Annotated in this window: 8 protein-coding genes; 6 read left to right on the top strand and 2 right to left on the bottom strand. The window is 59.0% G+C overall.

Annotated features, from left to right (window positions below; genetic code table 11):
- From uvrB to B2W96_RS00535, 5 genes are all read left to right on the top strand, one after another.
- Positions 1–1,930, top strand: a 1,930-nt coding sequence (gene uvrB / locus B2W96_RS00515; RefSeq protein WP_293007471.1) for an excinuclease ABC subunit UvrB, incomplete at its 5' end; no start/stop codon positions are given.
- 145 nt (positions 1,931–2,075) lie between these two features.
- The gene (locus B2W96_RS00520) at positions 2,076–3,002 is read left to right on the top strand and encodes a DMT family transporter (protein WP_293007473.1); all 927 of its coding nucleotides are present in this window, start codon (positions 2,076–2,078) and stop codon (positions 3,000–3,002) included.
- 4 nt (positions 3,003–3,006) lie between these two features.
- A complete protein-coding gene (gene ybaK / locus B2W96_RS00525; RefSeq protein WP_293007475.1) occupies positions 3,007–3,504 on the top strand; it encodes a Cys-tRNA(Pro) deacylase in 498 nt (165 codons plus the stop codon).
- Positions 3,505–3,591: 87 nt separating this feature from the next.
- Positions 3,592–6,417 (top strand): excinuclease ABC subunit UvrA, encoded by a 2,826-nt coding sequence (gene uvrA, locus B2W96_RS00530; RefSeq protein ID WP_293007477.1) that lies wholly within the window; start codon positions 3,592–3,594, stop codon positions 6,415–6,417.
- Between the two features lie 26 nt (positions 6,418–6,443).
- A complete protein-coding gene (locus B2W96_RS00535) occupies positions 6,444–6,929 on the top strand; it encodes a GNAT family N-acetyltransferase (RefSeq protein WP_293007479.1) in 486 nt (161 codons plus the stop codon).
- Between the two features lie 309 nt (positions 6,930–7,238).
- Here the strand turns inward: B2W96_RS00535 and B2W96_RS00540 are convergent, their stop codons facing one another.
- On the bottom strand, positions 7,239–8,162 hold the full coding sequence (locus B2W96_RS00540) for a SufB/SufD family protein (RefSeq protein WP_349680124.1): 924 nt from the start codon (positions 8,160–8,162) through the stop codon (positions 7,239–7,241).
- Positions 8,159–8,899 carry an ABC transporter ATP-binding protein gene (locus B2W96_RS00545; protein WP_293007481.1) on the bottom strand — a complete coding sequence of 247 codons (741 nt, stop codon included), beginning with the start codon at positions 8,897–8,899 and terminating at the stop codon, positions 8,159–8,161. Before B2W96_RS00545 ends, B2W96_RS00540 begins: the two co-directional genes overlap by 4 nt.
- Before the next feature lie 269 nt (positions 8,900–9,168).
- Between B2W96_RS00545 and B2W96_RS00550 the strand changes: the two genes are divergently transcribed.
- Entirely contained in the window at positions 9,169–9,822 is a 654-nt protein-coding gene (locus B2W96_RS00550) for a ferritin-like domain-containing protein (RefSeq protein WP_293007483.1), read from the top strand.
- Positions 9,823–9,871 lie beyond the last annotated feature (49 nt).

Raw genomic sequence — 9,871 nt, forward strand, 5'->3', positions numbered from 1 at the left:
CGGCGACCAGCCGGAGGCCATTCAAAAGCTGGCATGGGGAATTGAAAACGGGCTGGACGAGCAGATTTTGCTGGGTGTCACCGGCTCGGGCAAGACCTTTACCATGGCCAAGGTCATCGAGAAAATCCAGCGGCCTACGTTGGTACTGGCTCATAATAAAACACTGGCCTCCCAGCTTTGTGAGGAGTTTAAGGCGTTCTTTCCCGACAACGCCGTGGAGTATTTTGTCTCGTATTACGACTATTATCAGCCCGAGGCTTATATTCCCCATACGGATACCTATATCGCCAAGGACGCGTCCACCAACGACGAGATTGACCGTCTGCGCTTATCCGCCACCTGTGCCCTGCTGGAGCGCCGGGATGTGATTGTGGTGTCCTCCGTTTCGTGTATTTACGGCTTGGGAGAACCGGAGGATTTTGCGCGGCTGATGATTTCCATGCGCACGGGACAGACACTGAACCGGGACGAGCTGCTGCGCCGTCTGGTGGAGGATCGGTACGAGCGCAACGACATTGCCTTTGAACGAAATATGTTTCGAGTCCGGGGGGACACGGTGGAAATTTACCCCGCTTATTTCAGGGACAAGGCCCTTCGTGTTGAATTTTTTGGAGACGAGATCGACCGCATCACGGAGTTCAACCCCGTCACGGGCGCGGCCTACCGCCTTCTGGAGCACGCGGTGGTCTATCCCGCCAGCCACTATGTCACCACCAAGGATAAAATGGAGCGGGCCATCGTGGAAATCCGGGAGGAGCTGGAGGAGCAGGTTCAATATTTTACCGAGCGCAACAAGCTGGTGGAGGCCCAGCGCATCCGCCAGCGTGTGGAGTACGATATTGAGATGATGACGGAGTTGGGCTATTGCTCCGGCATTGAGAATTACTCCCGCATCATCTCACAGCGGCCCGCCGGGTCCGCACCGATGACGCTGTTGGACTTTTTCCCCAAGGACTTCATGCTGTTTGTGGATGAGAGCCACGTGACGCTGCCGCAGGTGCGGGCCATGTACAACGGGGACCATGCCCGTAAGCAAAGTCTGATTGACTACGGTTTCCGCCTTCCCTGCGCCTTTGACAACCGCCCGCTGAAGTTTGAGGAGTTTGAGGAGCGGGCGGGTCAGGCGGTGTACGTCTCTGCCACGCCCGCCATCTATGAGCGAGAGCACGCGGGTCAGGTGGTGGAGCAGGTTATTCGCCCCACCGGACTTTTGGACCCGGTGGTGGAGGTGCGCCCGGTGGAAGGCCAGATCGACGATCTGATTGCGGAAATTCAGGCCCGGTCCGAGCGGCGGGAGCGGGTACTTGTGACGACCCTCACCAAAAAAATGGCGGAGGATCTGACGGAGTATTTTAAAAACGCCGGAATCAAGGTGCGCTATATGCACTCCGACGTGGAGACGATTGAGCGGATGGAGATTATCCGGGGCCTGCGGCTGGGAGAGTTCGACGTGCTGGTGGGCATCAATCTCCTGCGGGAGGGTCTGGATTTACCCGAGGTAAGCCTTGTTGCCGTGTTGGACGCGGATAAGGAGGGGTTTCTCCGCAGTGAAACCTCCCTCATTCAGACCATGGGCCGGGCGGCCCGAAACGCCGACGGTCTTGTCATTCTCTACGCGGATAAGATTACCCCCTCCATGCGAGCCGCCATGGACGAGACGGAGCGCCGCCGGATGATTCAGGACGAGTATAACAAGGCCCATGGCATTGTGCCCAAAACCATCATCAAGGATGTGCGGAACACGCTGGAGATTTCCAAGTCCGCGGACCCGGAAACGGCAGGAAAGCGCCGGAAGGCGAAACTCAACGACCGGGAGCGGGCGGAGGAGATTGCGCGTCTTGAAAAGGAGATGAAGGAGGCGGGTAAGATGCTGGAATTCGAGTATGCCGCCATCCTTCGGGATCGTATTATCGAACTGCGAGGAGGATAATCGGACCCTCCATCCCACGGCGCTGCCGGGACCTTTTGGGAAGAAAGTACGGCGGATTTACCGCGGGAAAACGAAGAAGGGAAAACTGCGAATGAAAGGCGGGGGCCACAGCCGCGAAACACGCACACAACCGGAAGGAGAGCCCATGGAAGAAAACAAAGAAATTACAGAAGCGCAGGAGCAAGAGCAAGCGCCCCCGCAGAAAGCCCCCGCCGACTGGAGGGCCTACGCCTGCATTCTGGCAGGGGCGGCGCTGTGGGGCATGATCGGCCTGTGGAACCGCCGATTGATGAGCGGCGGCCTTTCCCCGTGGTCCATTGTGCTGGTGCGCAACACAGGCGGGCTTGCTCTTCTGTCCGCGATTTTTGCCGTTCGGGACCGTAGGGTGTTCCGGGTGAAACGGGAGCATTTGAAATACTTTTTCGGCACCGGCGTGGTCAGCGTACTGCTGTTCACCGTGTGCTACTTCTCCTGCCAGAAAATTACGTCTCTGGCGGTGGCGTCCATTTTGCTGTACACGGCCCCGTCCATTGTGGTGATTTTGTCCGCCATTCTCTGGAAGGAACCGGTGACAAAGAAAAAGCTGCTGGCGCTGCTTTTGACGCTGTTGGGCTGCGCCCTTGTGTGCGGCGTTTTTGCGGGGGATTTGACGGTCACTCCGGCGGGGATTCTGCTGGGCCTTGGCGCGGGCTTTTTTTACGCGCTGTACAGCATCTTCGGGCGATACGCCCTGCGGGCCGGGTACGACGCCCGGACCACCACGGTGTGGACCTTCGTGTTTGCCGGCGTGGGTTCGCTGTTTTTTATCAGACCGGCGGAGCTGGCGGCACTGGGCGCCGCGCCCTCCCTGTGGCTGGGCGCGTTGGGACTGGTGGCGGTGTCCACCGTGGCGCCGTACCTGCTGTATACGTCGGGTCTTGCCCGAGTGGAGTCCGGCAAGGCGTCCATTATGGCAAGTCTTGAACCGGTGGTGGCAACTCTTGTCGGCGTGCTGGTGTTTCAGGAGGCGATGAGCGGACTGACGCTTTTGGGAATCGTGTGCGTCCTTGCGGGCGTGGTGATTTTGAGGTGAGACGATGAAGCAAAAAGACGAAAAAACCAATGTGATGCGGTTGCTGGATCAGAAAAAGATTCCCTACACCGCCCACTTTTACGAGAATACGGATGGCCCCGAAGGGGACCGGGAATACGGCCTTCATGTGGCCCAGGCCATGGGACAGGACCCGGACCGGGTCTTCAAGACGCTGGTTGCCCAAGGCGCGTCCGGGGGAATTTATGTGTACGGGGTCCCTGTGGCAGACAGCCTTGATCTGAAAAAGGGCGCGAAGGCTGTGGGGGAGAAGTCTGTACAACTGCTTCCGGTGTCGTCCATTTTGGCCGTCACAGGCTATATCCGTGGCGGGTGCAGCCCTGTGGGGATGAAAAAGCGGTTTCCCACCGTGTTTCATGAAACGGCGGCGGGATTTGAAGCGGTCTATATCTCCGCCGGGAAAATCGGCGCGCAGGTGGAGGTTCCCATTCGGGACCTGCTGGCGCTGCTGGGGGCGGAGACGGCGGATATTGTGGTGGAATGACCCCGGCGCATTGCGCCGGGATATGGCGGCGGGGAATTTCCCCGCGGGAAACGGCCCCTCGGGGGACGGCAAGGAGTTTTTTAGAATATGCAGGACAAAATCGTTGTAAAGGGCGCCCGCGCCAACAATCTTAAAAATGTGGATGTGACCATTCCCCGGGACAAGCTGGTGGTGCTCACCGGACTCAGCGGGTCGGGAAAGTCCTCTCTGGCCTTTGACACCATTTATGCCGAGGGCCAGCGCCGCTATGTGGAAAGCCTGTCCTCCTATGCCCGGATGTTTTTGGGGCAGATGGAAAAGCCGGACGTGGACTATATCGACGGGCTTAGTCCCGCCATCTCTATTGACCAGAAAACCACCTCCAAAAACCCCCGGTCCACCGTGGGCACCGTGACGGAGGTGTATGACTATCTGCGCCTTCTCTGGGCGCGGGCAGGTACGCCCCACTGTCCCAAGTGCGGCAAGGAAATCCGCCAGCAGACCATCGACCAGATCATTGATCAGGTGATGGCCCTGTCGGAGGGGACTCGTATTCAGGTGATGGCCCCGGTGGTACGGGGGAAAAAGGGCGAGTATGTCAAGACCTTTGAGGACGCCCGCAAATCGGGTTACGTCCGCGTCCGGGTGGACGGCTCCCTCTATGAGCTGGACGAAGAGCTGAAGCTGGAGAAAAACAAAAAGCACACCATCGAAATCGTGGTGGACCGGCTGATTATCCGGGAGGACGTGCGCCAGCGGCTGACGGACTCGGTGGAAACCGCATCCTCTCTGACAGGGGGCGTGGTGCTGATCAATCTGGTGCGGGAGGAGCAGGATTTGACCTTCTCCCAGAACTATGCCTGCGAGGACTGCGGCGTTTCCCTTGAGGAGCTGGCCCCCCGACTGTTCTCCTTTAACAACCCCTTTGGCGCGTGCCCTGCCTGCATGGGTCTTGGCAGCCAGCAGAAGGTGGACCCCGCGCTGGTGGTGCCGGACGGGGAGCTGTCCATTCTGGACGGGGCCATTCAGGCCTCCGGCTGGAACAATATCCGGGGCGACGGGATTTCCCGGATGTATTTCGACGCGCTGTCCAAAAAGTACCGGTTCTCCCTGTCCGTTCCGTTTAATGACCTGCCGGAGGACATTAAGACCGTCATTTTTTACGGCACCGGCAATGAAAAGCTGGACTTGCACTACGACCAGCCCCGGGGAAAAGGTGTGCTGCACCAGCCCTTTGAGGGCATCTGCACCAATCTGGAGCGCCGCTATCAGGAGACCCAGAGCGACTCCATGCGCCGGGAGCTGGAAGAATTCATGACCCAGCAGCCCTGCCCCACCTGCGGGGGGAAGCGCCTGCGCAAGGAGGCGTTGGCTGTCACCGTGGGGGATGTGAGTATTTACGACTTCACAAAAATGTCCGTGGTGGACGAGCTGGACTGGGTGGGTAAGCTGAAGCTGACGGAACAGCAGATGCTGATTGCCGACCGGATTCTTAGGGAAATCAAAAGCCGCCTTGGGTTTTTGCAGTCCGTAGGCCTTGGATATCTGACTCTTTCCCGCGCCGCCGGGACGCTCTCCGGCGGCGAGAGCCAGCGCATCCGTCTGGCGACCCAGATCGGCTCCTCTTTGATGGGGGTGCTGTATATTCTGGACGAGCCCTCCATCGGGCTGCACCAGCGGGACAACGACAAGCTGCTGGCCACCCTCAAGCGCCTGCGGGACTTGGGCAATACCCTGCTGGTGGTGGAGCATGACGAGGACACCATGCGCGCGGCGGACTATCTCATCGACGTGGGCCCCGGTGCGGGCGTCCACGGCGGCGAAATCGTGGCGGCGGGCACGCCGGAGGAGGTCATGGAAAACCCCGATTCCGTGACGGGGCAGTACCTTTCCGGACGGCGGAAAATTGCCGTTCCCGCAGTCCGGAGGACGGGCAGCGGCAGCGTTTTGAAGGTCGTGGGCGCGGCGGAAAACAACCTGAAAGACGTCAATGTTGAAATCCCGCTGGGGACGTTCACCTGCGTCACCGGCGTGTCCGGGTCGGGAAAGTCGTCTCTGGTCAACGAGATTATTTTCAAAAAGCTGGGCGCAGAGCTGATGCGCATGAAGTCGCGGCCCGGAAAGTGCGGGCGCATTGAGGGGCTGGAGCACCTTGACAAGGTGGTGGACATTGACCAAAGCCCCATCGGGCGCACCCCCCGCAGCAACCCCGCCACCTACACCGGGCTGTTTAACGACATTCGAGATATGTTCGCCGCCACGCAGGAGGCCAGAAGCCGGGGCTATGGCCCGGGCCGGTTCAGCTTCAACGTCCGGGGCGGACGGTGCGAGGCGTGCTCCGGCGACGGACTGCTGAAAATCGAGATGCACTTCCTGCCGGATATCTTCGTTCCCTGCGAGGTATGCAAGGGCGCGCGGTATAACCGGGAAACGCTGGAGGTCCGCTATAAGGGCAAAAATATCGCGCAGGTGCTGGACATGACGGTGGAGGAGGCCGCGGTTTTTTTCTCCGCCCTGCCCAAGATCAACAAGAAGCTGCAAACCCTGTGCGACGTGGGCCTTGGCTATGTGAAGCTGGGCCAGTCCTCGACCGAGCTTTCAGGTGGCGAGGCACAGAGGGTGAAGCTGGCCACAGAGCTGAGCAAGGTGGCCACGGGCCGCACCATCTATATTCTGGACGAGCCCACCACCGGCCTTCACAGCGAGGATGTCCGGCGGCTTCTGGAAGTCCTTCAGAAGCTGGTGGAGGGTGGCAACACGGTGCTGGTCATCGAGCACAATCTGGATGTCATCAAGTGCGCCGACTACCTCATTGACCTTGGACCCGAAGGGGGCGACGGCGGCGGGACCATCGTCTGCACCGGTACGCCGGAAGAGGTCGCCGCCTGCCCGGAGAGCTACACCGGGCAGTATTTGAAAAAAATGCTCCTCTGATGGAGGATTGGATGGGAGACGGAAGCATGAACATTCGTACCGCCCAAATGGCGGATTTGAAGGCGCTGGCGGCGGTGGAAGCCGCGTGCTTTCCGGCGGCGGAGGCCGCCGGGGAGGAGGATTTCGCATCCCGACTTCAGGTTTATCCAAATCACTTTTGGCTTTTGGAGGCGGAGGACGAGGGAATCGTTTCCTTTGTCAACGGCATGGCAACAAACGAGGAAACCATCCGGGACGAGATGTTTGCCGACGCGGCTCTTCACCAGGAGGACGGGGCGTGGCAGGCGATTTTCGGCGTGAACACCCTGCCGGACTATCGCCGCCGGGGCCTTGCCGCCCGACTGCTGCGGGCGGCGGAGCAGGACGCGCGGCTTTCCGGTCGGCGGGGCTGCATCCTCACCTGCAAGGCCGCGCTGCTTCCGTGGTATGAAAGCCTTGGCTACCGCAATCGGGGCGTGTCTGGGTCCGTCCATGGCGGCGCGGTATGGTACGATATGACGCTGGAATTTTGACGGGAACTGAAAAGTTTCCGGCTACGCAAAGGCAGAAGAAGGACTGCGGTATCGCCGCAGTCCGTCTTTTTAACTTTGCAGACGTAAGGGAAAATTACTGCGGGCAAAGCAGCGTAATTGCTTTTGGGTGCGGCAGGCATCTTTGTCCCGTGTCGTATGTTTGACTTTTGTACCAAGCAGAAAACGCCGATGCCGCCAATAAAGCGGCACCGGCGTTTAACATCTCTGATTCTATGCGGTATTCCATACGGAGTTTCGTGGAAATTCGACAAAAAGTGACGCGATAAATGTGAGAGAATTACCGAAAAGTCAAGCCAAAAAACCCTTCAAAATGCGGTCTTCCGCTTCTTCCTCAGTCAGGCCAAGGGTTTGCAGCTTCAAGAGCTGATCGCCCGCAATTTTTCCGATGGCGGCCTCGTGAATGAGCTGTGCATCCATGCAATTGGAAGCGATTTCCGGAATGGAGCGGATTTTTGCGTCTCCCATAATAATGGAGTCGCACTGCACATGGCCAAAGCTTCTGGCGTTGCCGGTCATCAGCGGACGAAAGGTCTGCACGGAGGTGTCCTGCGCCACGGACCGGGAAATCACACGGCCTTTGGAGTCTTCACCGTCCAGCACAATCTCCATATCGCTGTTGGCTGTTTGCTCTCCGTGGGTGAGCAGACGCTCCGTCACCACGGCCTCCGCGTTTTTCCCGCAGATAATTTTGGTGTAGCGGTTGGTAGAGTCGATGCCCCGGATTTGGGTGGTGTCCATCTGGATGGAGGCTCCCTCCTCCAGATATACGATGGTCTGGGGATTCATGATTTTACCGCCCTTGCCGTCCCCCTCGCCATAGTGCTTTTCCGTATAGTGAACGTGGGAGTTTTTTCCCACATAAAAGGTGTGTACGCCGTCGTGGCGGCTGGAGGCGTCTCCGCAGTTGTGAATACCGCAGCCTGCCACGATATTTACATGACTGTTCTCGCCGACATAAAAGTCGTTGTAGACAAGCTCTTCAATGCCCGGCTTGGTAATGATGACCGGGATGTAGCAGGTTTCCCCCGCTGTGCCGGGCTTGATGCGGATGTCGATGCCGGGCTTGTCCTCCTTGCCGGTGATCTCGATGTTTTCCGAGCTCTGCCGCCCGTCGCACCCCGTGTCCTTGCGGATGTTGAAGGCCCCCACGGGTTTCCCGATCAGGTCCGCAATCTTTTCAAGCAGGGCGCGGTCCACTTCTGTATCCATCATCGTGCTGCGCCCCCTTTCGTCAAAACCGGGCAGAAGCCCGTGGTGTCCGCCAGAATTTCCGGCAAAATCTCGTCGGCGGAGCCACGAAGAGTGACGCCCCCGTCGCCGATGACCACCACCTCGTCCGCCAGGGAGATAATCCGCTCCTGATGGGAAATGACGATCATGGTGGCGCTGCCGGACTGGTGAATCTGCTCAAAGGTCTCCGTCAGTCGGGAGAAGCTCCACAGATCAATGCCCGCCTCTGGCTCGTCAAAAATCATAAGCTGTGCGCTCCGGGCCAGAAGCGTGGCAATCTCGATGCGCTTCACCTCTCCGCCGGAAAGAGATGCGTCCACCTCCCGGTCTAAATAGTCGTTGGCGCACAGGCCCACCCGGGTGAGATACTGGCAGCAAAGGTCCTTGGAGAGCGGCCCATCTCCCGCCGCGATGGTCAGAAGGTCCCGGACGGTCAATCCCTTAAACCGGGGGGGCTGCTGAAATCCGTAGCTGATGCCCCGCTTCGCCCGCTCTGTGATGCCGAGATCGGTCACGTCCTCCCCATTCCATAAAATTTTGCCCGATGTGGGCTTCACAAGCCCCATGACAATTTTCGCCAAAGTGGTCTTTCCGCCCCCGTTAGGCCCCGTGAACACCACCAGACGGTGGTCGTCGACGGTCAGGGAGATGTCCTTCAAAATCTCCAACTTGCCCTCCGGCTCCTGAACGGCGTAATGGATATGTTGCAATTCCAGCACAGCGCGATTCCTCCTTGCGCGTTTTTTCAAAATACGCGGTTATTCTACCATTTTTTTTCTAAAAAGGCAATGCTAATAGCCGGATTTAGGTATTCTGTCCGAAGTGCGGCGGATTTATCTGTCGCCCCATTTTTACTGGCACACGGAGCGCGGCTGATGCATACCATGAAGAAGAGGACTGGACTCCGCCGGGAATTTGCTTCGCGCGGCGGGGCGCGGCGCGTTTTTTAATACTAGCCGGCGCGAAGCGGCGGAATGGAGCGTTTTTTATGCAACAGCAGGCCGATACATACGACTACCGGCAATACGACAAAATCTGGCAGCGGGTTTCTCCCAATCTGGACCCCTATCCCGGCGTGACACCGGAGTGCGCCACGGCAAAAACCCCCGCCGTCAGTGCTGCCGCCTCCGAGCCGGAGGAAACCGCCTGCACGGCACAGGCCAAAGCTGCCTCCGTGGCGGACGGACTCTCCTGTATTGAGGCAAATCCATGCTGCATGGGCACGTCGGCCATGGAGATGCTGCGGGTTTTGCAAAGCTTTATCGAAGAGGAGCTGGCGGCCAAGCGCTATTATCTGGCCTTTTCCCGGCAGGCCCCCGGCTGGGCGCGCCAGACGCTGCGGGACATGGCCGAAGACGCGGGCGCCCATGCGCGCAGGCTGATGGCGGTGCACTATCTCATCACCTGCCAGTGCTATCAGCCCACTTCGGCCTATGAGCGCATTTATGTGGGCCAGCTTTGCCCTGCTCTGCGGGCCCGGTATCAGGACGAGGTATGCCGTGCCCAGCAATATGAGCGGGCAGCGGAGAGCACTTCGGACCCCTGCCTTTCAAAGCTTTTATTCGAGCTGAGCGCGGATGGATACCGGCATGCGGATCAGTTGATGATGCTGCTGGAGCGGGCCATGCGTCAGCAGCAGTAAAAAGCGGAAAGGCTCCGGAGAGCTTTCGCGAAAGAGAGCCGCCTGCATA

Source organism: Oscillibacter sp. UBA6647 (genome assembly GCA_002455655.1).
GTDB lineage: Bacteria > Bacillota > Clostridia > Oscillospirales > Oscillospiraceae > Oscillibacter.

Excerpts from the sequence above, each read along its gene's own strand:
- B2W96_RS00520 (WP_293007473.1), top strand. The coding sequence starts at position 2,076 with ATGGAAGAAAACAAAGAAATTACAGAAGCGCAGGAGCAAGAGCAAGCG.
- uvrA (WP_293007477.1), top strand. The coding sequence starts at position 3,592 with ATGCAGGACAAAATCGTTGTAAAGGGCGCCCGCGCCAACAATCTTAAA.
- B2W96_RS00535 (WP_293007479.1), top strand. The coding sequence starts at position 6,444 with ATGAACATTCGTACCGCCCAAATGGCGGATTTGAAGGCGCTGGCGGCG.
- B2W96_RS00550 (WP_293007483.1), top strand. The coding sequence starts at position 9,169 with ATGCAACAGCAGGCCGATACATACGACTACCGGCAATACGACAAAATC.
- B2W96_RS00540 (WP_349680124.1), bottom strand. The coding sequence starts at position 8,162 with ATGATGGATACAGAAGTGGACCGCGCCCTGCTTGAAAAGATTGCGGAC.
- ybaK (WP_293007475.1), top strand. The coding sequence starts at position 3,007 with ATGAAGCAAAAAGACGAAAAAACCAATGTGATGCGGTTGCTGGATCAG.